The organism is Dactylosporangium sp. NPDC051485, assembly GCF_040682015.1.
In the GTDB taxonomy this organism is placed as follows: domain Bacteria; phylum Actinomycetota; class Actinomycetes; order Mycobacteriales; family Micromonosporaceae; genus Dactylosporangium.
Genome location: NZ_JBFAZW010000029.1, coordinates 46,088 through 71,756 on the forward strand (window position 1 = coordinate 46,088; position 25,669 = coordinate 71,756).

General features: G+C 70.8%; 21 protein-coding genes. 12 read left to right on the forward strand and 9 right to left on the reverse strand.

Annotated elements, in window-relative coordinates; genetic code table 11:
• The first annotated feature begins 1 nt into the window (after position 1).
• A complete protein-coding gene (locus AB0M46_RS18765) occupies positions 2 to 1,066 on the forward strand; it encodes a DNA polymerase IV (protein WP_363337507.1) in 1,065 nt (354 codons plus the stop codon).
• Here AB0M46_RS18765 and AB0M46_RS18770 read toward each other — a convergent pair.
• The 4 genes from AB0M46_RS18770 to AB0M46_RS18785 form a co-directional block, all read right to left on the reverse strand.
• Complete coding sequence (locus AB0M46_RS18770; RefSeq protein WP_363337508.1) at positions 1,063 to 1,263, reverse strand: (4Fe-4S)-binding protein; 201 nt, start codon at positions 1,261 to 1,263, stop codon at positions 1,063 to 1,065. The two genes, AB0M46_RS18765 and AB0M46_RS18770, sit on opposite strands and share 4 nt — an antisense overlap.
• Positions 1,260 to 2,504 carry a cytochrome P450 gene (locus AB0M46_RS18775; protein ID WP_363337510.1) on the reverse strand — a complete coding sequence of 415 codons (1,245 nt, stop codon included), beginning with the start codon at positions 2,502 to 2,504 and terminating at the stop codon, positions 1,260 to 1,262. Before AB0M46_RS18775 ends, AB0M46_RS18770 begins: the two co-directional genes overlap by 4 nt.
• Positions 2,504 to 3,268, reverse strand: coding sequence for a DUF2306 domain-containing protein (locus AB0M46_RS18780; protein ID WP_363337512.1), 765 nt, complete (start codon positions 3,266 to 3,268; stop codon positions 2,504 to 2,506). Before AB0M46_RS18780 ends, AB0M46_RS18775 begins: the two co-directional genes overlap by 1 nt.
• A 78-nt stretch (positions 3,269 to 3,346) precedes the next feature.
• Positions 3,347 to 3,895, reverse strand: coding sequence for a pyridoxamine 5'-phosphate oxidase (locus tag AB0M46_RS18785; protein WP_363337514.1), 549 nt, complete (start codon positions 3,893 to 3,895; stop codon positions 3,347 to 3,349).
• A gap of 180 nt (positions 3,896 to 4,075) precedes the next feature.
• Here AB0M46_RS18785 and AB0M46_RS18790 point away from each other — a divergent pair, with 180 nt between their 5' ends.
• Both AB0M46_RS18790 and AB0M46_RS18795 read left to right on the forward strand, forming a co-directional pair.
• The gene (locus AB0M46_RS18790) at positions 4,076 to 4,963 is read left to right on the forward strand and encodes an SAM-dependent methyltransferase (protein ID WP_363337516.1); all 888 of its coding nucleotides are present in this window, start codon (positions 4,076 to 4,078) and stop codon (positions 4,961 to 4,963) included.
• 53 nt (positions 4,964 to 5,016) lie between these two features.
• Positions 5,017 to 6,201 (forward strand): ScyD/ScyE family protein, encoded by a 1,185-nt coding sequence (locus AB0M46_RS18795; protein WP_363337518.1) that lies wholly within the window; start codon positions 5,017 to 5,019, stop codon positions 6,199 to 6,201.
• Here AB0M46_RS18795 and AB0M46_RS18800 read toward each other — a convergent pair.
• On the reverse strand, positions 6,141 to 7,412 hold the full coding sequence (locus tag AB0M46_RS18800; RefSeq protein WP_363337520.1) for a DUF6596 domain-containing protein: 1,272 nt from the start codon (positions 7,410 to 7,412) through the stop codon (positions 6,141 to 6,143). The genes AB0M46_RS18795 and AB0M46_RS18800 overlap by 61 nt on opposite strands.
• Before the next feature lie 162 nt (positions 7,413 to 7,574).
• Between AB0M46_RS18800 and AB0M46_RS18805 the strand changes: the two genes are divergently transcribed.
• The 9 genes from AB0M46_RS18805 (at position 7,575) to AB0M46_RS18845 (ending at position 17,352) form a co-directional block, all read left to right on the forward strand.
• Positions 7,575 to 9,125, forward strand: coding sequence for an MFS transporter (locus AB0M46_RS18805; protein WP_363337522.1), 1,551 nt, complete (start codon positions 7,575 to 7,577; stop codon positions 9,123 to 9,125).
• A 43-nt stretch (positions 9,126 to 9,168) separates the two neighbouring features.
• The gene (locus tag AB0M46_RS18810; protein WP_363337523.1) at positions 9,169 to 9,738 is read left to right on the forward strand and encodes a dihydrofolate reductase family protein; all 570 of its coding nucleotides are present in this window, start codon (positions 9,169 to 9,171) and stop codon (positions 9,736 to 9,738) included.
• 41 nt (positions 9,739 to 9,779) lie between these two features.
• Entirely contained in the window at positions 9,780 to 10,223 is a 444-nt protein-coding gene (locus AB0M46_RS18815; RefSeq protein WP_363337525.1) for a YbhB/YbcL family Raf kinase inhibitor-like protein, read from the forward strand.
• Between the two features lie 395 nt (positions 10,224 to 10,618).
• Positions 10,619 to 11,803, forward strand: a complete 1,185-nt coding sequence (locus tag AB0M46_RS18820) for a ScyD/ScyE family protein (RefSeq protein ID WP_363337527.1) — start codon at positions 10,619 to 10,621, stop codon at positions 11,801 to 11,803.
• A gap of 299 nt (positions 11,804 to 12,102) precedes the next feature.
• Positions 12,103 to 14,037 (forward strand): VCBS repeat-containing protein, encoded by a 1,935-nt coding sequence (locus AB0M46_RS18825; RefSeq protein WP_363337529.1) that lies wholly within the window; start codon positions 12,103 to 12,105, stop codon positions 14,035 to 14,037.
• Positions 14,038 to 14,039: 2 nt separating this feature from the next.
• A complete protein-coding gene (locus tag AB0M46_RS18830) occupies positions 14,040 to 15,056 on the forward strand; it encodes an enediyne biosynthesis protein (RefSeq protein WP_363337530.1) in 1,017 nt (338 codons plus the stop codon).
• A gap of 86 nt (positions 15,057 to 15,142) precedes the next feature.
• The gene (locus AB0M46_RS18835; protein ID WP_363337532.1) at positions 15,143 to 16,078 is read left to right on the forward strand and encodes a hypothetical protein; all 936 of its coding nucleotides are present in this window, start codon (positions 15,143 to 15,145) and stop codon (positions 16,076 to 16,078) included.
• Between the two features lie 178 nt (positions 16,079 to 16,256).
• Complete coding sequence (locus AB0M46_RS18840) at positions 16,257 to 16,754, forward strand: hypothetical protein (protein WP_363337534.1); 498 nt, start codon at positions 16,257 to 16,259, stop codon at positions 16,752 to 16,754.
• Positions 16,755 to 16,761: 7 nt separating this feature from the next.
• The gene (locus AB0M46_RS18845) at positions 16,762 to 17,352 is read left to right on the forward strand and encodes a copper resistance protein CopC (RefSeq protein WP_363337536.1); all 591 of its coding nucleotides are present in this window, start codon (positions 16,762 to 16,764) and stop codon (positions 17,350 to 17,352) included.
• 71 nt (positions 17,353 to 17,423) lie between these two features.
• Here AB0M46_RS18845 and AB0M46_RS18850 read toward each other — a convergent pair whose 3' ends face one another.
• Genes AB0M46_RS18850 through AB0M46_RS18865 form a run of 4 tightly spaced genes read right to left on the reverse strand, consistent with a single transcriptional unit; the run spans position 17,424 to position 25,605 of the window.
• The gene (locus tag AB0M46_RS18850; RefSeq protein ID WP_363337538.1) at positions 17,424 to 18,782 is read right to left on the reverse strand and encodes a cytochrome P450; all 1,359 of its coding nucleotides are present in this window, start codon (positions 18,780 to 18,782) and stop codon (positions 17,424 to 17,426) included.
• Positions 18,779 to 19,285 carry a flavin reductase family protein gene (locus AB0M46_RS18855; protein ID WP_363337540.1) on the reverse strand — a complete coding sequence of 169 codons (507 nt, stop codon included), beginning with the start codon at positions 19,283 to 19,285 and terminating at the stop codon, positions 18,779 to 18,781. Before AB0M46_RS18855 ends, AB0M46_RS18850 begins: the two co-directional genes overlap by 4 nt.
• Entirely contained in the window at positions 19,286 to 19,726 is a 441-nt protein-coding gene (locus tag AB0M46_RS18860) for an acyl-CoA thioesterase (RefSeq protein ID WP_363337541.1), read from the reverse strand.
• A gap of 2 nt (positions 19,727 to 19,728) precedes the next feature.
• Positions 19,729 to 25,605 (reverse strand): type I polyketide synthase, encoded by a 5,877-nt coding sequence (locus tag AB0M46_RS18865; protein WP_363337543.1) that lies wholly within the window; start codon positions 25,603 to 25,605, stop codon positions 19,729 to 19,731.
• Positions 25,606 to 25,669: the final 64 nt, after the last annotated feature.

The following is a 25,669-nucleotide window of genomic DNA, read 5'->3' on the forward strand; positions in this document are numbered from 1 at the left end:
GGTGTCCGAGACCGTGGTGCTGCACGTCGACCTCGACCAGTTCTTCGCCTCGGTGGAGGTGCTGCGCCGCCCGGAGCTGCGCGGCAGACCGGTCGTGGTCGGCGGCAACGGCGATCCGACCCGGCCGCGGACGGTGGTCGCCACCGCGTCGCGAGAGGCCCGCGAGTTCGGCGTGCACTCCGGCATGCCGATGCGGCTGGCCCTGCGCAAGTGCCCGGACGCGGTGTTCCTGCCCACCGACATGCCCGAATACCGCCGGGTCTCCGGCGAGGTGATGGACGCACTGCGCTCGTTCCCGCTGCTGGTCCAGGTGCAGGGCCTGGACGAGGCGTTCCTCGGCGGCGACATCGACGAGCCGCAGGAGCTGGCCGGCCGGCTGCGCGCCGCGATCCTGGAGCGGGTCGGGCTCACCTGCGCGATTGGCATCGGCCGCAACAAGCACCAGGCGAAGATCGCCGCCCGGTTCGCGAAACGCGACCCGGGCGGCATCGCCACGCTCACCACCGAGACCTGGCTGCCCACCATGGGCGCCCGGCCGGTCGGCGACCTGTGGGGCGTCGGCCCGCGCACCGTCGCGAAGCTCGACGAGCTGGGCATCCCCACGATCGCCGAACTGGCCGCGACCGATCTGGTCCGGCTCCAGGAACGCTTCCCGGTCCGCGCCGCCCAGTGGCTGCTGGTCATCGCCGCGGGCGGCGGGGACACCGAGATCGTCACCGAGCCGTGGATCGCCCGCTCGCGCAGCAAGGAGGAGACCTTCGCCGCCGACCTGTCCGATCCGGCCGACATCGAGCGGGAGGTGGAGCGGCTGACCCGGGAGCTCGGCGCCGAGGTGGTCGCGGCCGGCCGCCGGGTCGTCAAGGTCGCCGTGAAGGCGCGGACGTCCTCGTTCTACACGGTGATCCGTGAGACGAAGATCCGGCAGGGCCCGACGACCGACCTCGACGTCATGGTCAGCACCGCGATGACGGCCCTGGCCAAGGTGGAGATGCGCCGCCCGGTGCGCCTGCTCGGCGTCCGCGCCGACCTGGAGTCCGAAGAGTCCGCAGAATCCGCAGAGGACTAATCCCGGGCGAGCGACAGGGCGCCGGACGGGCACAGGTCCGCCACCACAGGTGCCACCTCGGGGCCGACCGGACCACCCGGGAATACCACGACCTGCCCGGTGTCGTCCTGGTCGAACAGCTCGGGGTGGGACAGCACGCACTGCCCCGCCCCGACGCATAGGTCCTCGTTCACCACCAGCCGCGGCGCGCCGGTCACCACGTCACCGGCACCCGGTCGACACCGAAGATGTTGGTGTCGTCACGGAACGGCAGCGCCTCCATCGGTTCCGCCAGCCGCAGCGTCGGCACCCGGGTGAACAGCGTCCGCAGCACGATCTCCAGCTCGGCCCGGGCGAGGTTCTGCCCGATGCACTGATGGATGCCGTAGCCGAAGGCCACGTGATGCCGCGAGGTGCGGGTGATGTCCAGCTGCTCCGGCTCGGCGAAGAACCGGTCGTCCCAGTCCGCCCCCGCGAACGAGATGAGCAGCCCGTCGCCGGCCCGCATCGTGACGTCGCCGACCTGCACGTCGCCGAGCAGCACCCGGGGCAGCGCGTCGACCACGGTGAAGTAGCGCAGCAGTTCGTCCACGGCGGGACCGACCGCGGCCGGGTCCTTGCGGATCAGCTCGGCCTGCTCGGGGTGCTGCAGCAGGCCGATCACGCCGAGCGAGATCATGCTGTTGGTGGTCTCGAAGCCGGCCACCAGCAGCAGCATGGCCAGGCCAACCAGCAGCCGGTGGTCGTACAGCCCGGTCTCCCGGTTGCGCAGCACCAGCCGGCCGAGCAGGTCGTCGGTGGGTTCCTTCTCCTTGGCGGTGATCAGCTGGTCGACGTAGCGGTACATCTCCGCGCTGACCTGCTGCCGCTCCTGCGGCGAGATGCTGCGCCGCAGCTGCGCGGCCGCGGTCCGCTCGATCAGCTCCCGGTCCTCGTACGGCATGCCGAGCAGCTCGCACAGCGTGCGGGCGGGCACCGGCGTGGACAGGACGGTGGCCAGGTCGGCCGGTTTCGGGCCGGCCAGCATGTCGTCGATCAGGCCGTCGACGGTGTGCTGGATGTGCGGCCGCAGCGCCTGGATCCGGCGGACCGTGAACTCGGGGATCAGCATCCGCCGGCGCGGCCCGTGCTCGGGCTGGTCCAGGCCGATCAGGGACCGGCCGAACTCGGCGATGTTGGCCCGGGTCTGCGGCGTCACCTCCTCGGTGAGCGGCATGTTCGGGTGCCGCCGGTCGGCGCTCACCAGCGGGTCGGTGAGCAGCCGGCGGACGTCGTCGTAGCGGGTGACCAGCCACGCGGTCTGCCCGGTCGGCACCCGGACCTGGATCACCCGGCCCTCGTCGCGCAGCTGCTTGTACCGCGACGGCGGGTCGAACGGGCAACCGCCGTCGCGGCGCATCGGGAACTCGGGCGGATCGGCGAGCTCACCGGCCGCGGTGTCGGCGATGTCCTGGGTCATCAGGGGACCTCCTCAAGGGCCTTGGCGGCCGGGCGGGACGAGCGGGCGATCTGCAGCGGCCGCTTCTGCGTCCGGTTCAGCCACCACTGGGCGATCAGCAGGTTGACCACCCAGAAGAACCAGCCGGCGTTGTCGTTGATCCAGCGGCTGTCGAACCCGGGGATGCCCCAGGCGATCACGAAGAAGAACCGGCTCCCGGTGATCGAGAACGCGATCGCGTAGCTGTAGATCATCATGCGGCGGTGTTCCACCCAGCGGCGCTCGCGGCCGGTCTTCAGGCCGGCCGCGGTGGTCCACAGCCAGACGATGCCGGCCAGGCCGAAACCGAGGATGTTCTGGCTGTCCTCGACGCCGGCCACCCGGGCCCGGATCACGACCAGCGCGGCCAGCGAGGGCGCGCCGAGGAACACCGCGTAGACGTAGACCCGCCCGCTCCACCGGTGCCAGGCGGGATGTTTGACCCGCAGCCACGGCCACATCTGCAGCGCACCGGTGACCATCGAGATCGTGCCGGTGGCCACGTGCAGCAACAGCAGCGGGTAGTGCACGGGCACCGTCGGGTCGAGCTTGATGTGCGCCTTGGACGGGTCGAGGGTGAGATAGACCGGCAGGACGAAGACCAGCAGGAAGGACCCGACCAGGAACCACAGCACGCCCATCCACCAGGCGCGCTTGGGCCGTTCGGGCTCGGTCGGGCGGCGGCTCGGACGGGCGGGCGACCGGGTGTCGCCCACTCCGGACTGTCCGTCGACGGAAAGGGTCATGGCTGTGACTCCAGTCTCGGGGCGTGACGATGCCCCGAAACTAGTCGCGGTGCCATCCCCGTAGTTCTTCGAGAATGCTCAGCCGGTACGGCCACGCTGGCTGAACTTCGCGGCCGTGCGCTGGCCGGAGAAGCGGGTCTTGAAGTCGAGCACGCCGACCCACTCCGGCTTGATCGCGATGCGGTGCATGCGCACGCCGGGGTGATCGACCTCCCTGATCCGGGAGGCGCCGAACTCGGGGCCGCCGTAGCGCAGGTTGGCCTCGATGAACTCGGGGGCCACCCCGTCCACGTCGGTCACCACCGCGCGGCCGCGGATCAGCAGGATCTCCGGCGGGTGCACCGAGCTGTCGATGGTCAGCGCCACCTCCGGCCGCACCCGCAGCGCGCGGATCTTCGCGGCGTTCCAGAAGGACGCCAGGATCACCTCCGTGCCGTTCCAGTGGAACATGATCGGAAGCACCCGCGGCGCACCGTCTAGGCCCACGTACGCGACCCGGGCGAGCTCGCGGGACACCAGCAGCCTCTGGGCGACCGGGTGCAGCAGCAGCCGCACGTCACCCTGCGGCAGGCTCGCGACGGTCTCCGCGTCGATCTCGCTCAGTGCCGTGTCCTCGGTCAGTGCCACGTCGCCTCCTCGGGCTGATCGTCAACCGTGGATGTGGTCAGGCTAGGGCGGTGCCGGTCCACCGATCACCTCCCAACGTGCTGCGGGGCCGGCCAAGACTGCGCAGCGAGGAAGATGCCGGCCAGCACACCCCGCTCGCACACTGGTCCGGCAGCTCGAACGCCCCCGGGAGGAACACGGATGAGCGACCTAGATCAATGGACCATCGCGTCCGGCGCGGGCATCACCGCCCTCGCCGTGGCGCTGTGCCGCGCCATGGAGGCGCGCCGCCCCGACGCGGTGGCCCGCGACCAGTGGGCGGAGTGCTTCGTCGACGCCGGGCGCCGCGCCGGACCGGCCGGTGAGCTGCTGCCGGCCGTCGACGCCGACCCGGCCGGACTCGACCCGCTGTGGGCGTCGATGCCGACCTATATGGGGGTCCGCACCCGGTTCTTCGACGACTACTTCGCCGAGGTGATCGCGGCCGGCATCGACCAGGTCGTGCTGATCGCGGCCGGCCTGGACACCCGCGCGTTCCGGCTGGACTGGCAGCCCGGCACCCTGGTGCTGGAGCTGGACCAGGGGGGCGTGCTGGCCTTCAAGGACGAGGTGCTCGCCGAGCACGGCGCGAAGCCGCGCTGCGACCGCCGCCTGGTGCACGCCGACCTGCGCGCCGACTGGCCGGGCGAGCTGCGCGCGGCCGGCCTGGACCCGACCCGGCCCACCGCCTGGCTGGTCGAGGGCCTGCTCTCGTATCTTCCGGCCGACGCCGAGGCCCGGCTGTTCGCTGAGATACGGGCGATGTCGCCGGCCGGCAGCCGGATCGGGCTGGAGTGCGTGCCCGGCAACGAGCGCGACCGGGTGCTGACCTCGCGGTTCGCCACCGCCGCCGACCAGACCCCGTTCGCGGTCGCGCCCGGGCTGTGGCAGACCGAGCTGCGGCCGGAGCCGGTGGACGTGCTCGAGGCCGGCGGCTGGGACATCACGGTGTCCACGATCGCCGAGATCGGCAAGCGCTACGACCGGCCGATCCTCGGCGTGATGAGCGAGCCGGCGGCCAAGACCATGCTCATCACCGGCCGCCGCTGACCGAACCCGGCGTGGAGATTCCTCCAGGCTGACCCCGATCGAGAGTGGAGACCATGAGACGAGCAATCTTCCGGCTGGGCACGGTGCCGCTGGTCGCCGCGCTGGGCCTGGTGGGCGTCGCCGGCCCGGCCGTCGCCGGCGGTTCGGTGACGGTCGTCGCCTCCGGCTTCGACAACGCCCGCGGCATCCTCGTCGGACCCGGCGGGGTCCTGCTGGTGGCCGAGGCCGGCCGCGGCGGCGCCGGGCCGTGCGTGCCCGCACCCAGCCAGCCGACGCTGCAGGTCTGCTTCGGTGACTCGGGCGCGGTCAGTGCGGTGGTCCCGCCCGGCGTGCTGTCCTACGGCACCGCGAAGGCCGACCGGTCGTCGTTGTGGCGCCGGTACCGGGTGAGCACCGGCCTGCCCTCGCTGGCCGGCTCGGACGGCTCGTCGGCGCTGGGCCCGGAGCGGCTGGCCCTGTCCGGCGGCCGGCTCTTCGTCACCACCGGGCTGGGCGGCAACGACACCATGCGCGGCGCGCTCGGCGCCGACGGGTCCCGGCTCGCGCACGTGCTGGAGGTCCGGCCCGGCACGCACTCGCGGGTCCACGCCGACCTGCTCGCGTTCGAGGTCGCCAACAACCCGGACGCGCCGTCCGGCGGCGTCGTCGACAGCAACCCGTGGGGCCTGGTCAGCCTCGGTGACGGCCGCACCCTGGCCACCGACGCGGCCGCCAACGACGTGCTGTCCATCTCCGCCTCCGGCCAGGTCAGCCTGGTGGCGGTGGCCCCGGTGCAGCAGGTCGCGGCGCCGCCGGGGCTGGGCCTGCCGCCCGGCACGACGATCCCGAGCCAGTCGGTGCCGACCGGCGTGGTGCGCGGCCCCGACGGCGCGTTCTACTTCGGCCAGTTCACCGGCTACCCCTTCCCGAAGGGCGGGGCCAAGGTGCTGCGGGTCACCGAGTCCGGCCGGCTCACGACGTACGCGAGCGGCTTCACCAACGTGATGGACGTGGCCTTCGACAAGCGGGGCCGGCTGCTGGTGCTGTCCTACGCCAGGGATGGGCTGACCAGCACCGCGCCCGGCACGCTGCCGGTCGGCTCGCTTACCCGGGTCGAGGCCGACGGCACCCGGACCGAGCTCGCGGCCGGCCGCCTCACCGCGCCCGGCGGCCTCGCGGTCGGGCCCGACGGCGCGATCTACGTCGCGAACAACTCGGTGACGGCGGGCGGCGGCGAGATCCTGCGGATCACCGCGTAATCGGGAGCGGCCGCCCGGGCGTTGAGGTAGCGCTGCTCCGGGAGGCTCAGGGTGTGCCGCGCGGCGAGCTCGTAGCGATCACGGGCCGCCGCGCGGTCGCCGGACAGGTCGAGCAGGTGCGCCCAGACCGCGTGCAGCCGGTGATGCCCGGCCAGCGCGGGCTCCTGCTCGGCCTCCCGCAGCTCGGCCATCGCCTCCTCTGGGCCGCGGACCATGGCGATCGCCACGATCCGGCCCAGGGTGACCATCGGGCCCGGCGCGAACGTGCGCAGCAGGTCGTAGAGGCCGAGGATCTCCTGCCAGTCGGTGTCTCCGGCCCACGCGGCCTCGTCGTGCACCGCGGCGATCGCCGCCTGCAGCTGATACGGACCGAGCGGCGCGCTGGCGAGAGTCTTGGTGATCAGCTCGACGCCCTCGGAGATCGCCTTCTGCTCCCACCGGCCGCGGTCCTGCTCGGCGAGGGGGATCAGGGCGCCGTCCGGGCCGGTGCGCGCGGGCCGCCGGGCGTCGGTGAGCAGCATGAGCGCGAGCAGGCCGGCCACCTCGCCGTCGTCGGGCAGCAGCTGGTACAGCTGCCGGGTGAGCCGGATCGCCTCGGTGGTCAGCTCCACCCGGTGCAGGTGCGGGCCCGAACTGGCGGTGTAGCCCTCGTTGAAGATCAGGTAGAGGACCTCCATGACCGCCGTGATCCGCTCCTGGCGCTCCTGCGGCGGTGGCAGCGCGAATTCTGCGCCGCTCGCTCTGATCTTCTGCTTCGCCCGGCTGATCCGCTGCGCCACGGTCGCCTCCGGCGCCAGGAAGGCCCGGGCGATCTCGGCCGTGGTGAGCCCGCCGACCGCCCGCAGGGTGAGCGCGACCTGCGCGTTGCGGGCCAGCGACGGGTGGCAGCACAGCAGCAGCAGGGTCAGCGAGTCGTCGGCGACGCAGATCTCGGGCGGGTCGACCGGGTCGAGCGCGGCGGCCGCCTGCTCCCGCCGGCGGCGGGCGTTCTCGCTGCGCCACAGCTCGGTCCAGCGCCGGGACGAGACCGTCGTGAGCCAGCCCCGCGGGTTGTCCGGCACACCCTCGACCGGCCACTGCACGGCGGCCGCGTAGAGCGCCTCCTGGACCGCGTCCTCGCAGATGTCGAAGCTCCCGTGCCGGCGGGCCAGCGCGGCCAGCACGTGCGGCGCGTGCTCACGGAGCAGGTCCTCGACCGTGCCCTCACCCACGTGAAAGATCCTCACATCTACCAGCAACGACTCAGACCGAGTTCCGGTCACCCGATCGGCGTACTTTCTCCCGCCGGACTGTCGAGAAACGCCGGCCAACTTCGACAACCAGTCGGAGGGACGCCCGCCGGGCGAACGAACGACCTTGTGAAGGAACTCTACATGTCCAGGAAGACAGACACGGCCGCGAGCGCCGGCACGAGCACGGAGCGGTCCGCAGCGGCCGACGCCGATGCCGTCCGTGGTGACCCTCGGCGGTGGAAGGCACTGATCGTTCTCGCCCTGGTCAGCTTCGTCCAGGTGGTGGACGTGACGGTGGTCAACGTCGCGTTGCCGCGCATCCAGCACGATCTGAGCTTCTCGCAGACCGGCCTGGCCTGGGTCGTCAACGCCTATGTGCTGATCGCGGGCGGCTTCCTGCTGCTCGGCGGCCGGCTCGCCGACCTCTTCGGCCGGCGCCGGCTGTTCATGATCGGCGTGGCGATCTTCGCGGTTGCCTCGGCCACCTGCGGCGCCGCGAATTCGGCCGAGATGCTGGTCGCCAGCCGCTTCGTGCAGGGTCTGGGCGAGGCGCTCGCGGCGCCGGCCGCACTGGGCCTGATCGCGCTGCTGTTCACCGACAAGACCGAGCGCAACAAGGCCCTCGGCATCTGGGGCGGCGTCGCCGGCCTGGCCGGCGTCTCCGGCGTGGTGATCTCCGGCCTGCTCACCGACCTTGCCTCCTGGCGCTGGATCTTCTACATCAACATCCCGATCGCGGTGATCGCGCTGCTCGCCGTGCCGCGCCTGGTGTCGGAGAGCCGGATGGCCCGCACCCGCGGCCGGGTCGACCTGTTCGGCGCGGTGACCGCGACGGCCGGCCTGGTGGCGATCGTCTACGGCCTGCTCCAGGCCGCCGAGCACGCGTGGGGGTCGACCAACGTGCTGCTGCCGCTCGGCGCCGGCGTGCTGTTGCTGCTCGCCGCCGCACTGATCGAGAGCAGGTCCTCGGCCCCGCTGATCCCGCTGTCGTTCTTCCAGAACCGCACCCGGGTCACGGCCAACATCGCCGGCCTGCTGTTCACCGCCTGTTTCATGTCCTACATCTTCCTGCTCACGCTGTATCTGCAGGAGGTCCTCGAGTTCTCGCCGCTGCACGGCGGCCTGTCCTACCTGCCGTTCGGCCTGTCCATGGGGGTCGGCATCGGCCTGGGTGCCGGGCTGATGCAGAAGGTGGGGGTCAAGGCCATCGCGGTGGCCGGCTACCTGCTGGCGGCCGTCGGCCTGTTCCTGACCAGCATGATCGACGAGAACAGCTCGTATGCCAGCGGCGTCCTGCCTGGCATGATCATCTTCGGCATCGCCTCGGGCATGATCACACCGGCGATCACCAACGCCTCGCTGCACGGAGTGACCGGCCAGGACGCCGGTCTCGCCTCCGGTGTCCAGCAGACCCTCCAGCAGACCGGTCAGGCGCTCGGCCTCGCCGCGCTGATCACGTTCGCGCTGCGGCACGCCGCCGACCAGGTGCACCAGGGTGCCGGCCGGGCCGCCGCGGCCGCCGACGGCTACGCCCTGTCGCTGCGGATCGCCGCGGGCATCGTCGTGGTCGCCGCGATCGCCGTCGTGCTGCTGCTCAACAATGTCGGACCCGAGCCGCGCAACGCCGTCGCCGAGGCGGACGTGGACGAGGTCCCCGCGGTGCCGGCGCCGGCCGACGGCACCGACCGATAAGCCCCTCGAGAACACAGTTCATCACCGCGAGAAAGGAAAGACATTGCGCAAACTGGTGGTCTTCACCCGCGTGTCCCTCAACGGCGCGTATGCGCGTGGCGACGAGACGGTCGTCAACTGGTCCATCCCGGACCCGTCGGTGGACCGTAAGGCCCACGAGCTGATGTCGCCGGACACGGTGGTGTTCGGCCGGCTGACCTACCAGGTCTTCGAGAACGTCTGGCCCGCGGTCGCCGCCGACCCGAACATGCCGGCCGGCATGCGCAAGATGGGCGAGGAGCTCAACGAGATGACCAAGGTCGTCTTCTCCCGCACCCTCACCGACGTCGAGTGGGTCAACACCGAGCTCTACCACGGTGACGTCGAGGCGACGGTTGGCAAGCTCAAGGAGGGCACGGGCGGCGACATCGTGATCTTCGGCAGCGGTGAGATCGTCCGGCAGCTCGCCAACGCCGACCTGGTCGACGAATACCTGCTCGCCGTGACGCCGGTGGTGCTGGACGACCCGAAGCTCATGTTCGAGGGCGTCAAGGAGCAGAAGATGAAGCTCATCGGAACGCACAGCTTCGACTCCGGCAATGTGCTCCTGCATTACGCTGCCCGGCAGGCCTGAACTATCACGCACGCTACGAGAGAGAAGGGGGTCCGGCGTTCATGAAGCTCACGTCGCCGGCGTTTGAGGACCAGGAGACCATGCCGGCCAAGTACGCCAAGCCGGCCGAGAACATCAACTTCCCGTTGTCCTGGGAAAACCCGCCGGCCGGCACCAAGTCGTTCGCGCTTTCGGTGGTCGACCTGCACCCGGTCGCCCGCAAGTTCGTGCACTGGATGGTCGTGGACATCCCGGCCGACGCGACCTCGCTGGACGAGGCCGCGTCCGGCTCCTCGATGCCCGCGGGCACCAAGGAGCTGAAGCCGTACGTGGGTCCCAACCCGCCCGGCGGCACGCACGACTACGAGGTCACGCTGTATGCGCTCGGCTCGGAGACCGCCGGGCTGTCCGGCAAGACCACGCTCGACAAGTTCGTCGAGACCGTCGAGCCGCAGGCGATCGGCAAGATCACGCTGACCGGGAAGTACACCAAGATCAAGAAGTAGCTTCCACCCGGAAACGACCCCGGCCCGATCCCCCGTTTCGGGCCGGGGTTTCCGTTTGCCCGGGCTAGCACGGCATTCATGCACGTCAGCACGACGCAGATTCTGGCCGAACGTACGGAGGCATCCGTCCACCCAGACGGAATGCAGGCATGTTCGGCTATGAAAGCCGCCCCGATGGGACTACACTATCGCGCTTCGCATCGACTATCTTGATCATGCCGATGGCGCGGAGGGCACACATGTTCAGCGCAGCCATAGGCACGACCTGCGTCTCGGCCCGCATGCGGAACATTACCTGTGTAACTCATTGACGCCAATGTGATTTCACATGGTGAAGAAACCCGCGGGCACCCGGCCGGGACGCCATCGCCTTGTCCCGAAGGGGAAAAGTCCTGATGAAGCGTCTCCTGCAGGGTCTCACGGCCGGTGCGGTTGCCGTGGCACTGTGCGTCACCCCGACCTCGGCGTACGCAGCGGATCCCGCGTTCACCGTCGTGGCCACCGGGCTCGACAACCCACGCGGCATCGCTGTCGGCCCCGGCGGCGTGCTGCTTGTCGCCGAGGCGGGCAACGGGGGGCCCGGTCCGTGCGTCACCACCCCCGGCAAGGCCAACGGAATCTGGTGCCTCGGCATGACCGGCTCGGTCACCGGCGTGGTACCGCCCGGCGTGCTGCCGTTCCTGCACTCCCCGGCGACAACGTCCAACCAGTGGCGCCAGTACCGGGTGGTCACCGGCCTGCCGTCACTGGCCAGCACCATCGACGGCGACAACGCGGTCGGCATCGAGCACCTCGCCATCCGCGGCCTGAAGGTCTACGCCACCCTCGGCCTGGGCGGCGACCACGAGTTCCGTGACGGCCTGGGCAGCAACGGCCAGTTGCTGGGCCGGGTGGTCACGCTCGAGCCGCTGGCCAACCCGCCGGTCTCGTTCAGCGACCTGCTGCCGTACGAGGTTAACGTCAACCCCGACGGCGGCGACATCGCCTCCAACCCGTACGGGCTGATCGGCAACCCGGACGGCTCACTGGTGGCCACCGACGCGGCCGGCAACTCGGTGATACGGATCAGCTCCACGGGCGCACCGTCGGCCGTCACGGCCCTGGCCGTCCAGCCGGTCGAAGCGCCGGGCTTCCTGGGTCTGCCGGCCGGCACCACGCTGCCCATGCAGTCCGTGCCGACCGGGATCGTCCGCGGTCCGGACGGTGCGCTGTACATCGGTGAGTTCACCGGCTTCCCGTTCCAGATCGGCGGGGCACGGGTGTGGAAAATCCCGGCGAACGGCGGCGCACCCAGCGTCGTGGCCACCGGCTTCACCAACATCATCGATCTCGCGTTCGACAAGCAGAACCGGCTGCTGGTGCTGGAGCTGGCCAAGGACAGCATCCTCACCAACCCCGCCGGCGTCGCTCCCGCGGGCCGGCTGACCCGGTTGGCGGCCAACGGGACCCGCACGGAACTGGCCGCCGGCAAGCTGTTCGGGCCGAGCGGTATCGCGGTCGGCGCGGACGGTTCGATCTACGTCACCAACTACGGCGTGCTCGGCGACGGGCACGGTCAGGTCGTCAAGATCCGTCCCTGACCTACCCGCCGGCAACAACGCACCGGGCGGCATTGCCGCCCGGTGCGTTGTCGTGTACCGCCGGCCGAAATCCCTTCGAAGCGCTCGGTAGGAGCGCGTGGCACTCCCCGCTATCCGCCCCGTATGCAGGCCTGATGCGCATTCCGTGAGAAGACTTCGGGTCCGTGGGGCGGACAGGATGACGGGAGCCGGCAGAGGCACCGTCTTGCCCGCGGTGACTCCCTCCGGCGTCATCCAGCCACCTCGAAGGGGGACCGTTGCCATCGCAACCCGTTGGCGTACTACGCCGACTCATCCCAATGATCTTCGTGCTCGCCCTCGTCGGCGCGCTGTTCGTCGCGGCGCGGTTGCCAAAGGCCTCCGCCGAGGAGCGCACGGCGATGGCGTCGCGGTTCCAGTTCACCGAGCGGGAAATCGCGTTGCCGCCCGGCCTGCCGACGCGGACGGTGCGCACCGTCAACCCCCAGTACGAGCACATCCGGTCCTGGATCTCCTCGGTCGGCGCCGCGATCGCCGTCAACGACCTCGACGGTCAGGGCGTCGCCGACGACTTGTGCCTCGTCGACACGCGCAGCGACTCGGTCATCGTGACGTCCGCGCCGGGCGCCAGCGCCAACACCTATCAGCCGTTCGTGCTGGACCCCGCGCCGCTGCCCATGGGTGCCGGGATCGCGCCGATGGGCTGTACACCCGGTGACTTCAACGGCGACGGCCGCATGGACCTGCTGGTCTACTATTGGGGCCGGACCCCGGTGTTGTTCTTGAAGCTGCCGGGCACCGCGCCGCTGTCACGGTCGAGCTACCTCGCCACCGAGCTCGTCCCGCAGGACAACGGCACAGACGGCCAATACCACGGTCCATTGTGGAACACCAACGCGGTGGCGGTGGCCGACTTCGACGGCGACGGGCACCCGGACATCGGTGTCTTCAACTACTTCCCCGAGACGCAGGTCCTCGACCCGCAGGGCCCGCCGAACGTGCAGATGAACCACTCGATGTCGCACGCCCGCAACGCCGGCGGCGCCCACGTCCTGCGGTGGACGGCGGCGACCAGCGGTGCCACGCCGTCGGTGACCTACGTGGAGGACACGTCAGCCATCGATCCGGCCTACGCGTCCGGCTGGACCCTGGGGGCCGCGTCCGCCGACATCGACGGCGACCTGCTGCCCGAGCTCTACCTGGCCAACGACTTCGGCAACGACCGCTTCTTCCACAACGTCTCCACACCGGGCAAGATCCGGTTCAAGCTGCTGGAAGGGCGCCGCGGCTACAAGACACCCAAGTCGCTCGTGCTCGGACACGATTCGTTCAAGGGCATGTCGATCGACTTCGCCGACATCGACGGCAACGGCCGCTTCTCCATGTTCGTCAGCAACATCACCGAGTCCTGGGGCCTGGAGGAGAGCAACTTCCTGTGGCGCAACACTGCCCAGGACCCCGCGGCGGCGAAGGCAGCGATGGACAAGGGTGTCGCGCCGTTCGACAATGCCGCGTCGAAGACGAACCTCGCCTGGATCGGCTGGGGCTGGGACGTCAAGGCCGCCGACTTCGACAACAGCGGCCAGCTGACGATCGTGCAGACCGACGGCTTCGTCAAGGGCACCATCAACCGGTTCAACTGGCTGCAGGAGCTGGCGGTCGCCAACGACGTGATGCTCGCCAACCCCGACATGTGGCCGCACGCCGAGCCCGGCGACGACCTCGCCGGCTCAAACTCGCTGGCGTTCTGGGTGAAGGGCGAGAACGGCCGGTACGAGAACCTCAGCCACGAGCTCGGCATGGACCACCCGATCCCGACCCGCGGCGTCGCGGTGGCGGACATCGACGCCGACGGCGGCCAGGACTTCGCCGTGGCCCGGCAGTGGGACCGGCCGATCTTCTACCACAACGAGAAGCGCGGCTCCGGCAACTTCCTCGGGCTGCGCCTGTTCCGCCCCGCCAGCGATGGCGAGCCGGCCGGCACCGGTGCGCTCGGTACCCCGGCATACGGCGCGGTGGTCTGCATCAAGATGGCCGACGGCACGACCCGCATCGCGCAGCTCGACGGCGGCGGCGGGCACTCCGGCCGGCGCAGCTTCGACGTCTTCTTCGGCCTCGGCACCGGCGCCGGCAAGCCGGTCGACGCCGAGCTCATGTGGCGCGACCTCAACGGCGCGGCGCACAGCCAGAAGCTCCAACTCGACGCCGGCTGGCATGACCTCATGCTGACCGACAACGCCCAGGTGGTGAAGTGACCATGACCGACGTGCAACGCAAACCGTCGACGGCGCAGCTGACCGTCCCGGGCACCGGCCTCAACACACCGTCGCCCCGCGACCAGTATCCCGCGGTGCCGCGCGTCGGCGCCCGCGACCCCCGGTATCTGGCGCTGCGGAACTTCGCCATCTCCATGAGCATCTTCAACATCCTCGGCTACACCGTGCTGGGCTTCGAACAGCCGTGGACGTGGCCGTTGTTCGCACTGCTCGTGGGCTACACGGCGGAGATCGCCATCGAGATCGTGGCGGCGAAGGCCCATAAGCGCCGCCCGGCCTTCCTCGGCAACGGCGCCTGGGGCATGTACACCTTCCTGCTCCCGACGCACATCACCGCGCTGGCCGCGAACATGCTGCTCTACGCCAACGACAAATTCTGGCCGATCGCGTTCGCGGTCGTCGTCGCGATCGGGCAGAAGACCCTGCTCCAGGCGCCCATCAAGGGGCGGCTCCGGCACTTCATGAACCCGTCGAACTTCGGCATCACCGTGACACTGCTGGCGTTCTCGTGGGTCAACGTCGCCCCGCCGTACCACTTCACCGAGCGGGTCCCGGACGTGTTCTCGCTGTTGATCCCGACGATCATCGTCACGGCCGGCACCGTGCTCAACGCCATGCTCACCAAGAAGGTGGCGCTCATCGTCGGCTGGCTGGGCTCGTTCGTGATCCAGGCGTTGCTGCGGCACTTCATCTGGGACGTCGCGCTGTGGGGAGCACTGGTCCCGATGACCGGCGTCGCGTTCGTGCTGTTCACCAACTACATGATCACCGACCCGGGCACCACGCCGTCGTCGGCGAAGAACCAGTTCATGTTCGGCTCGTCCGTCGGCATGGTCTACGGCGTGCTGATGCTGGCCAACGTGGTCTACACGATGTTCTTCGCCGTGACGATCGTGTGCCTCATCCGCGGCGCGATGTGGTGGGTCAAGTGGGCGCGGGAACGCTCCCGAGGCACGGCACAGGCCGAACCCGCCGCGCGGCAACCGGTCACCACCTGACCCGGTCATCCGGAATGTCCTGGCTATCACCGACGGCAGCGCAGCCGTCGGTGATAGCCCTGTTTCAGCGTCGGATTGGAAACGCCATGACGTTGCATGCCCAACACACGCCGCTGCCGGTCACCGGCACCGGCAATCGGTCCCAGGTCGTCGCCGTCGTACTCGGCGTGCTCGGCGGCGTCCTGCTGGCGATCCTGTGGTCGGCGGAATTCGTCGACACCGTCATCGGCCGCAATGTGGCCGACAACATGCTCGGCCACGACGCGAAGGGCACCGCGATCGCCGGCACCGCGGCCGGTCTCGCGTTCGCGTTCGTGTCCGGTCTCGCCGGCACGTTCACCGCCTGCAACATCGCCGTAGCGGCCACCGTCGGGCCGCTCACGCAGGCCGCCACGGCCCGCGGCAAGCACACCGGCGGGCTGCGGATGATGCTGCGCCCTGCCGCCTGGTTCATGCTCGGCATGCTCGCCGTGTCGGTCACCTACGGGTTCGTCGGGGTGCTGCTCGGCGACCGGCTGCCGCAGTTGTCGACGGCCACGAGCGGCGGCGTGCCGGTCCGGATCATCCAGTCCTCGGTCGTCTTCGGACTCGTGGGCCTCGTGCTGATCTGGCTCGGCCTGGCTGCCAGCGGCGTCATCCGCGACGTGTTCGCCAACCGGCCCGTCGGGCGGGTCGTGCTGCTCGGCGCGCTGGTCGGCGGGTTCCTCGTCGGGCGGCCGTACCCGTTGTTCAACAAGCTGTTCCACTGGGCGGCCGACACACACAACCCGTTGTACGGCGCAGCCGCGTTCGCGCTGCAGTCACTGGGCAACATCACCCTCGTCGTCGTGGTCTACCTGCTCATCAACCTGGTCACGCGGGGCCGCCTGGTCACCGCCGTGGCCCGCAACCCACGCCGGGTGGCGCTGATCAGCGGCGCCCTGCTGATCGCGCTCGGCGTCTTCTCCGTCGTGTACTGGGACGTCCGGGTGCCGGCGATCTTCGGTATCGGATGGTTCCCCACGATGCCGTACAACAACTGACGCAAAACAGTGCACGTTTGAAAAAGACCGATCCATCGACGGACTTTAGTCTGGGCCTGTCCCCTGTCGCCCTACCGCCCGGAGGTCAACCGTGGCAAGCATCGCAGCCCGGCCCGGCTCGCCTGGAGCCCTCACGTTACTCAACACTAGGTTTCATCGCCTGGCACTGAACACGTTCATGGTGATCGTCCTGGCGCACTGGGCGGAGCACCTCGTCCAGGCCTACCAGATCTGGGTGCTGCACCTGCCGCGGCCGAAGGCCCGTGGCGTCCTCGGCCAGTTCTACCCGTGGCTGGTCTCCTCGGAGTGGTTGCACTACGGCTACGCGATCGTGATGCTGATCGGGCTGTTCCTGCTGCGGCCGGGCTTCGTCGGCCGGGCCAGACTGTGGTGGACGGTCGCGCTGGCGATCCAGTTCTGGCACCACATCGAGCACCTGTTGCTGCTGCTGCAGGCGCAGACCGGTCACAACCTGTGGGGCAAGCCGGTGCCGACCAGTGTGCTGCAGCTGTTCTACCCGCGAGTGGAGCTGCACCTGTTCTACAACTCGATCGTCTTCATCCCGATGGTGATCGCGGTGTACTTCCACCTGCGCCCCAACTATGCGGATCTGTCGAAGATGGCCTGTAGTTGCGTCGGCGAAACGCGGCGCGATCCGGCCGCGTCGGGCGTGTGACGCTACCGTGCGCCGGCGACCGGAACCGCACAGGACGCTGCGCCGCACGCTGGTGTGCGGCGCAGCGGCGCTCCTGCTGATCGCCGGTCAGCATCCGGCCCAGGCAAAGGACGTGGTGGTGGCGTCGGTCGACCCGGCCGACGCCACCGCCCTGGCGGCGGCACCGGCCCAGATCGTGCTCACCTGCACCGGCCGGCCGGACGCCGAGTCGTCGCACGTCAGCGTGCGCGACGCAACCGGCCGATTCGTGGACGACGGCGGCGACCTGCGCGCCGACGGCGACACGCTGCGGCTGCCGGTCACCCTGACCGGGACCGGCGACTTCACCGTCGTCTACCACGTGGTGCTGGCCAGCGGCGCCGACGCGGTCGGAGTCACCCGTTTCAGCGTCGGCACCGGCGTCGCGCCGCCGGTGCCGCCGGACGGCGAGCGGGAAGCCCAGCTCGCGTCAGCGGTCGGGCATCAGCACGGCGACATCGACCCGTTCGGCGCCACCCTGCTGGCCATCGATGCCGCGGTAGTGTTCGCCGTGGCACTGCTGCTGATCTTCCGTCCCCGCCGGCGTCTGCCGCGGCCGCCGACCAGCCAGCTGCAATAGCGGTACAGACACAGCGGAGGGCGCCGGGATGATCCCGGCGCCCTCCGTGTTTGTCCGCCTCGCGGCGCTGGTCACGTCGCGTCGTGCACCGACATCGGCAGGCCGCCGCGGATCCGCAGCGACAGCATGGGCTCGGCGACGACGCGGTACCCGGGCCGGGTGGTGAGGCGCAGCTCGCGGGCGACCGAGGCGACGACGAAGGCGGCCTCCATCATGCCGAGGTTGTTGCCGACGCAGAAGCGGGGACCGCCGCCGAACGGGATGTAGGCGTAGCGCGGCCGGTCGGCGGACTTGTCCGGGTCGAACCGCTCGGGGTCGAACCGCTCGGGGTCGTCCCAGAAGGCGCGGTGGCGGTGCAGCGTGTAGGGGCAGATGAGCACGTCAGCGCCGGCGGGCACGTGGTATCCGCCGACCTCGTCGGTCTCGAGGGCACGGCGGGGCAGGATCCACACCGGCGGGTAGAGCCGCATCGTCTCCTCGAGGACCATTGACGTGTACCGCAGCCGCCCCAGGTCCTCGAACCGCGGTGGCCGGTCGCCCAGGACGCTGACCGCCTCCTCGTGCAGGCGCTGCCACACCTCCGGGTGCCGGTCGAGCATGTGGAAGGTCCAGCCGAGTGTGCTGGCCGTGGTCTCGTGACCGGCCAGCAGCAACGTGACGAGTTCGTCGCGCAGCCGCTGCCGGCCGACCCGCGGGTCGGCTTCGGCACGGGCCGACTCGATCAACCGGGACAGCACGTCGTCACGGCCTTCCGTGTCCCCCTCCCGCCCGGCGACCATCTGGTCGACCACCCGCTGCAGGTTCCGGCGGGCCTTACGGAAGCGCAACTGCCGGGGAAGCGGAATCCAGGCCGGCACCGCGTTGAGCGACGCGAGCTCGAACATCGCCTGATCCTGCACCGCTTCGAAGTCGTGCCCGACCGACGAGAAGCCGCGCAGGTCGACGGCGAGCAGCGTGCGACCGAGCACGCCGAGGGTGAGGTGGGTCAGCTCCTCCAGGATGTCGACCGGCTCGCCGCCCTGGCGGGCCCGCAGCCGGCGGACGAGATCGGCGGCCTCCTCGGCGACCACACCGGCGTGCGTGGAGAGCCGGCGGTTCTGGAACGACGGCTGGATCACCTTGCGCTGCTTGCGCCAGAGGTCGCCCTCGCTGGTGAGCAGGCCGTCACCGAGCGCCCGGCGGGCATGCACCAGGCCGATGCCCTTGTGGTAGTTGGCGGCGTTGTCGGCCAGGACGTGCTTGGCGTGGTCCGGATGGTTGAACGAGTAGAGGACCTTCGGGCCGACCGGCAGCATGGCCGCGTCGCCGTAGCGCGCCGCGGCCGAGGTCATCATGCCGAGCCGGTCACGGGCCATGGTCAGCAGCATGCGCGGGGCCGCGGCCCGCGAAGGCCCCGGCGGGGTCCGCGGGGTCTGGTGGAGCACCGTCATGCGGTCACCTCACTTGGATGGGTGTCAAGCCGGGCGAATCGACCGTGGCAGAACAGCAGCGCGTCCTCGGCGCTACCGCGCTCCAGGGACAGCAGCCGCCCGACGAAGATCGAGTGGTCCCCGCCGTCGTAGCAGCGCCACAGCTCACACTCGAACTGTGCCAGTGCATCAACCATGAGTGGGGCCGCGGTCTGCGGGCCGGCGAACCAGTCGACAGCGTCGAACTGGTCGCCGCCCAGCGGCCGGCGCGGGTCGGCGAAGTACCGGGCGACCCGCTCCTGGTCGGAGGCGAGCACCGAGACGCCGAACGTGCCGGTCCGTTGCAGCGCCTCGTGCATCACCGCGGACCGGCCGACGCAGATGAGCACCAGCGGTGGATCGAGCGACACCGTGGTGAACGAGTTGGCGGTCATGCCGTGCGGGACACTACCGCCGACCGTGACCACCGTGACGCCGGTGGCGAATGTGCCGTATGCGCGTCGCAGAACCTTCGCGTCGTCCACCTAGCCACGCCCGTCCGCCGTGTAGGGCTGCAGAGCACGCAGCAGGGGCTCCGGCACCCGGGTCGGCACCGTCAGCGTGTTCGGGCCGCGCATGCACGCCACCCGCTGCCGGCCACGGGCCACGAGCGTGGTGCCGCCGCCGGGATCAAGCCGGACGTAGTCGAAGCTGAACTCGATCTGCGTCTGCGCCAGGTCGACCAGGTGCATGCGGATCGACAACTCGTCGAACGCGGTGATCTCGGCGAAGAACTCACACGACACCTTGAGCGTGAACAGCTTCAGGTCGGCGCGCAGGTCGTCCAGGACGTCGGGGGCGTGCGACTTGAGGAACATCTCCCGGCACCGGCCCTGCCAGCGCAGGTAGTTGACGTAGTAGACGTTGCCGACAATGTTGGTCTCTTCGAAGCCGACGGTGTGCAGGTATTCGAAGTACTTGTCCATCGCTACGCCTGTCCTTCGCTCAGCACTGCGAACATCACCGGCGAGTCCACGCCCCGCAACTGGGTCACGAACGTCGCCACCCGCAGGGTCCCCGAGCTGAACAGGGCCCAGCCGGGCCGCGTCTCGGGCCGCAGGATCAGCGGGTCACGCGTTGACCGCCCGGCCTTCTGCAGGCACTCGATCGCCCCCCACACGCGGGTGGCGGCGGTGTCGTCGCTCTCGCCCGTCGCGGCGGCGGTGAGCCGGGCCACGTTCGCGTGCACGCCGAGGAGGTCCTGCCACTGCTGGGCAGTGCGCTCGTCGACCTGCTTCACGTCGCAGCCGAGCGGACCCTCACCGACCACGCAGAGCGTCACGCCGACGTCGTGCGAGGCCGACAGCGTCGGTCCCCCGTCGAGCTCCGGGCGGCCGTCGGGCCGGTACCGCACGGTCGCGATCCGTCCGAGTGCCCGGCCGGCCGCCGTCGCGGTGCGCTCGCGGCGCCGACGCACATGCTCCGAGCGGCCGTCCGCGCCCGGCCCGGCCACGCCGGGGACGGGAAGGGAGACGGGAACGGGAACGGGAACGGGGAGGGTGCCGGGGCCGGGGACGTCAGGTCCGTCGGGCTCGACGACGACGGCCACCGCGGCACCGACGAGGTCGCCGAGTGCCCGCTCGAGGTAGGGGCCCAGCAGCGGCGCGGACCACGGACCACGGCCGCTGCTCTTGCGCACGGCGCGCAGCCGCAGCCCTTCCCATCGCTCGACGACCGTGCCGTCCTCGTCGCGCAGCGCGATGTCGTACACGTACGTGTCGCCGTCGCGGCTGCGCTCGGTGGCGCAGTACCGCAGTACCGTCCCCGGCACGATCCGGTCACCGGCCGGATGGATGCGGTCCACCCCGGCCGGAAGGAGGGTCGCGTCGGGCACGCAGACCTGGTTGCCGTGCATGAGCGTGTCCCGGACACCGGGGTCACCGAGGATCAGCCCGGCGGGCAGGAACGGGGCGAACCAGGCGACGGACGCCACGGACGCGACGTCGGCGTCGACGTGCCTGGCGGCGGCCCGGTGGTAGCCGCGCAACCGCTGGAACCGGCCGCCCTGGAAGAGGATGTCGCCGTACAGGTCGCCGAACGGCTCCAGCGGCACGGGCGACAACGCGTCGTCGACCTGGTCGGGTGCGCCGGACGCGACGTCCGGGCCGCCGTACTGCAACCGGGCGCGGAAGTGCTCGGCCGCGAACCCCGTCTCGGCACTGCGGATGACCACCTCGACGGTGTCGTCGGCGACCACGAGCGCGGCGATGCGGACCACGGTCTCGCCGTCCGGCGGAATCACGATCGGGCGCAGGAACTCCGCGTCGTGGATCACGGGCACGCCGTCATGGCCGCTGACCGCGCCGGCCACCTGCGCCATCGCCTCCATGCCCAACACCGCCGGCATCAGCAGGTTGCCGTCGAGCAGGTGATCGACAAGATACGGGTCGGTGCCGGCGTTGAGCGTCACCTCGGACACCAGCTCCACGCCGTGGTAGCGCACCAGTGGCTGCTCGATGAAGCGCAGCATCGGCAATGGCGGCAGGTCGTAGCGGACGGTGTTGATGGCACCGGTGCGCCCGCTGGCGACGACGACGGTCGGCGCGTCCGGGTCGCGCAGCAGCCGGCGCAGCAGCTCGATGCCCTGGTCGGGAGTGAGGGGGACGATGCCGTCACGGGTCAGGGACTCCACGACCGACAGCCGCTCCCCCATCCCGACGCCCGACCAGACCGACCATTCCAGGCACAGCACCTTGCAGTCGGGACGGCGCTCGGCGAATGCAGCGGTGCGTGCCACGAGCCACTCGTTCGCCGTGGCGTAGTGGGCTTCGCCGCGCAGGCCGGCCCGGCCGATGATGCTGCCGAACGTCACCAGCAGCCGCAGCTGCCCGACGTCGACGGCGTCGAGCACCGCGGCCAGTCCGTCGATCTTCGGCGCGAACGTCTCCCGGATCCGCTGCTCATCCACGTTGGACAGTGCGGCGGGCTCGTTGCGGCCGGCACCGTGCAGGACGCCGGCGACCGGGCCGAGCGCCCGCTCCGCCTCGGCGACCACAGCGCGGACCTGACCGGCGTCGGTCACGTCGGCCCGGCCGTACCACACGGTCGCCCCCGCCTCGCGCATCCGCTGGAGGTTGGCGGCGAGTTCGGCGTCCTGCGCCGGATCGGCCCGCCCCACCAGGGCGAGTCGCGCACCGGTGTCCAAAGCCAGGGCCAGTGCGCACTCCGCGGTGATGCCCTTGCCGCCGCCGGTGACCAGCAGGACCTCGTCCTGCCGCAGCGCCTGCGTGGTCCGCTCCGGCGTGACCGGCAGCACCCGCAGCGTCGGTACCCGGCGCACCCCGTCGGCGTCGTAGTACACCTCGGCATAACTCGTGGTGGCGGCGACCTCGCGCACGATCCACTCGATCGCGCCCGGCACCGACGGCGGCACGTGCACGATCGTCGTCGGCACCTGAGGCGCCTCCTGGTGCAGTGTCTTGGCCAGGCCGGCCGCGCCGGCGCCCGACTGGACGAGGACGAAGCGGTGGCCGCGGCCGGCCGCGGCGGCGGCCTGCGCCCCGCGCAGCGCGAGGAGCACGTCGGCTTCGGTGGACTGCTCCGGCAGGCACACCAGGGTGCCCTCGCCGACCCGGCCGTGTTCCAGGGCGAGGTGCAGTGCCTCGGCATAGGGGTGTTCCGCGCTGGCGAAGAACTGCCAGTGCCCGCGGACACCGCTGGCCGGGGACACCTCCCGCGCCGGCAGCGGCTCCTCGCGCAGGTCGATGGCCCAGGCCCGCGCCCACGCACCCGCACCGGCCACCTCCGCGGATGTACCCGGTGAGGTGGCCGCGTCCGGGTCGGCGGTCGCGGCGAGCGTATCGAGCATGTCGGCGAGTTCTCCGAGCGACGCGGTCGCGAGGTTGGTCGGCAGCTGCGCCGCCGGGACCCCGACCGCCTGCGCGACCTGGTTGAGCACCTGCCCGACGGTGATCGAGCTCATGTGCAGGTCGTCGAGCAGCCGGCTGCCGGCGTGCACCATCTCCAGCGGCAGCTCGGCACGCTCTGCGACGATCCGCCGCAGCATGTCCACAGTGGACGCGGTCTGGTCGACGGGCACCGGCTCCGCGACGGCCGGGACCGTCGTGGCCGAGGCCGCGAGCGCCAGCGGTGGCGCCGCCTCGCAAGGACTCTCGAAGAACGAGAATTTGGTGCCGAGGCTCAGTGCCCGGGTCAGCCGGTCGCGGAAGAGGTCCGGGTGGACCTTCGCGGCACCGGTCACGTAGGCGGCACCGACGACGCTGAGCAGCCCGGTCATCGACTCGCTGTCGGTGTCCAGGGCCACCGCCGGCACATCGGTCGTGCTCGAGGCCAGACCCGCGAGCACCCGCCCCGGTCCCACCTCGACGAAGAGGTCGACCTCGGTCGCGGCCTGCGCGAGCGCCTGGGAGAAGAGCACGGGTTCGGTGATCTGGGTGCGCAGCAACTGCAGGAGGTCCGCGTCGGCGGGCAGCACCTGGCCGGTCACGGTGGACACGACCCGGCGTTCTACGGGGAGGAACTCGGTGCCGTCGAGCGCCGCGACGAACGCGTCCGCGGCCGGCGCCACCAGCGGCGAGTGGAACGCGTGCGACACGGCCAGCCGCGTGGTCTCGAGGCCGGCGTCACGCAACGCGGTCCGCGCCTGCTCGATGCCCTCCTCGGTGCCCGCGACGACGGTCTGCGCGGAGCCGTTGTACCCAGCGATGACGACCGGGATCCCGGCGATGACGGCGGCGACCGCCGCGGCCGGGCCGGCCACGCCGGCCATGGTGCCCGACGCGCTGTGCTGGGCCATGGTGCGTCCGCGCAGCGCGGCGATCCGCAGCAGGTCCTGCTCGTTCATCGCCTGCGCCCAGTGCAGGGCGGACAGCTCACCGAGGCTGTGCCCGACCGCGACCGTCGCATCGATCCCGAGCCGCTCCAGCACCCGCAGGCCGGCCATCGAACCGGTGACGATCCGTGGCTGGGCCACCTCGGTCGCGACCGCGTCGGCAGCGACAGGCAGTGCCGCGCCGGTGTACGTCTCGGCGGCCTCGACGAACCGCCGGCCCAGGATGCCACCGCTGACGCCCCGGCCGGAGCCCTGCCCGGGGAACAGGAATCCGATCCGGCCCGGGCCGTTGACGTGACCGAAGACCGCACGGCCGTGGTCGGCGAACAGCCGGGTCTGACCGGCGTCGAGCGCGTCACGCACCCGCTCGAGGCGGTGCAGCGCATCCTCCGGCGAGGAGACCACGACCGCCGCCCGGAACGGCAGGTCCCGCAGGTCGGCGTGCAGGGTGGCGGCCAGGTCGGTGAGCTCGGCGTAGGCGATCTGGCCGATGAAATCGATGAGACCGTTCACCCGCTCGCGCAGGTCGTCCACCGACGCCGCGTCGACCAGCAGCAGCTCAGAGTCCTGCACCGACGCGGCGAGGCTACCCAGCCGGGTGTCGGTACGCATCCGCCGGCGCGATCCGGTGCCGTCGAGCACGATGTGGGTATTGATGCCGCCGAACCCCATGGCGGTGATGCCGGCGCGCACCTCGGCCCGCTCGGGCCACGACTCCGCCTGGCGCAGCGCCCGCAGCGGTGCGTGGTCCTGGGTCAGCAGCTCGTGCGGGTCGACGCAGCCGAGCGTCGGCGGAAGCATGCGGTGGTGCACGGCCATCGCGGTCTTGATGAGACCGGCGACACCGGCGGCAGCCTTGGTGTGCCCGATCATCGCCTTGATCGAGCCGATCGCGGCCGGCGCTGCGCCGGGTCCGGCCTGCGCCCGCGCCTCGGACAGGGCGCGCAGCTCGGTGGCGTCGCCGACCTTGGTGCCGGTGCCGTGGCCCTCGAACAGGCCGACGGTCTCGATGCCGAAGCCGGCCCGTTCATATGCGCGGCGCAGAGCGAGGCGGTAGCCGCTGACCTCGGGCCGGGTGATGCCGCCCCTGCCGTCGGAGGAGATGCCCCAGCCCGCGACCGAGGCGTAGATCCGGTGCCCCGCCCGGCGGGCGTCCTCCTCGCGCATCAGCACGACCATGCCGCAGCCCTCGCCCGGCCAGAAGCCGTTGGAGTTGCGGTCGTACACCCGCATCTCCCCCGTCGCGAGCGCGCCGGCCTTGGCAAATCCGATGATCTCGAACGGGTCGATGGAAAGGTCGACACCGCCGGCGATGGCCACGTCGATGTCGTGCTCGAGCAGCGCGTTGGACGCCGTCGCGACCGACAGCAGCGAGGAGGAGCAGGCGCCGTCGACGGTGTACCCGCCGCCGTTGAGGTCGAAGTGGTTGCAGATGCGCCCGGCGATGGTGTTGGACAGCCCACCGGCGAGGGTGTCCTCGTCGACGGCCGGGAACGGACTCTTGAAGGTGCTCTCGAAGTCCTCCAGGAAGGTGGCCAGCCGCTTGTCGTCCCAGTCCTGGTCCTTGAGCGACGCGGCCACCATCCGGCGCACGTACGGCCACCGCAGCCGCAGCTGGTTGGCCCGGCTGAACTCGCCGGTGAGCGTGTTGCCCACCACGACACCGGTGCGCTCCCGCGGCAACCCCTCACCCATCGGGAAGCCCGCGTCCGCCAGCGCGAGGGCAGCGGTGTCCAGAGCCAGCCAGTGCGTCAGGTCGGTCGAGCGGTACGTGCTGCCGGCGACCTTGTACGCGATCCGGTCGAACTCATAGCCCTCGATCACGGCCGCGTGCCTGGCGTAGAACCGGTCCGGCGCCGCCGGATCGGGGTCCCAGTAGTCCTCCAGCCGCAGCCGGTCATCGGGGATTCGCCGGAACGCACGCCGGCCGGCGACCGCGTTCTCCCAGAGCTCCACCGGCGAGGCGGCATCGGGGTAGCGGCAGGCCATACCAACAATGGCGATCCTGGTCACAGGAAACGACCTCTCTTTCAGAAGCACGGTTCGCCACGCGTCCGGGCGCGATTCGGGGCACCGG

Bases quoted from the DNA above. Each gene is read 5' to 3' on its own strand.
- AB0M46_RS18775 (WP_363337510.1), bottom strand. From the start codon at position 2,504: ATGACCCAGGACATCGCCGACACCGCGGCCGGTGAGCTCGCCGATCCG.
- AB0M46_RS18780 (WP_363337512.1), bottom strand. From the start codon at position 3,268: ATGACCCTTTCCGTCGACGGACAGTCCGGAGTGGGCGACACCCGGTCG.
- AB0M46_RS18790 (WP_363337516.1), top strand. From the start codon at position 4,076: ATGAGCGACCTAGATCAATGGACCATCGCGTCCGGCGCGGGCATCACC.
- AB0M46_RS18795 (WP_363337518.1), top strand. From the start codon at position 5,017: ATGAGACGAGCAATCTTCCGGCTGGGCACGGTGCCGCTGGTCGCCGCG.
- AB0M46_RS18805 (WP_363337522.1), top strand. From the start codon at position 7,575: ATGTCCAGGAAGACAGACACGGCCGCGAGCGCCGGCACGAGCACGGAG.
- AB0M46_RS18815 (WP_363337525.1), top strand. From the start codon at position 9,780: ATGAAGCTCACGTCGCCGGCGTTTGAGGACCAGGAGACCATGCCGGCC.
- AB0M46_RS18820 (WP_363337527.1), top strand. From the start codon at position 10,619: ATGAAGCGTCTCCTGCAGGGTCTCACGGCCGGTGCGGTTGCCGTGGCA.
- AB0M46_RS18825 (WP_363337529.1), top strand. From the start codon at position 12,103: ATGATCTTCGTGCTCGCCCTCGTCGGCGCGCTGTTCGTCGCGGCGCGG.
- AB0M46_RS18830 (WP_363337530.1), top strand. From the start codon at position 14,040: ATGACCGACGTGCAACGCAAACCGTCGACGGCGCAGCTGACCGTCCCG.
- AB0M46_RS18835 (WP_363337532.1), top strand. From the start codon at position 15,143: ATGACGTTGCATGCCCAACACACGCCGCTGCCGGTCACCGGCACCGGC.
- AB0M46_RS18840 (WP_363337534.1), top strand. From the start codon at position 16,257: ATGGTGATCGTCCTGGCGCACTGGGCGGAGCACCTCGTCCAGGCCTAC.
- AB0M46_RS18850 (WP_363337538.1), bottom strand. From the start codon at position 18,782: ATGACGGTGCTCCACCAGACCCCGCGGACCCCGCCGGGGCCTTCGCGG.
- AB0M46_RS18860 (WP_363337541.1), bottom strand. From the start codon at position 19,726: ATGGACAAGTACTTCGAATACCTGCACACCGTCGGCTTCGAAGAGACC.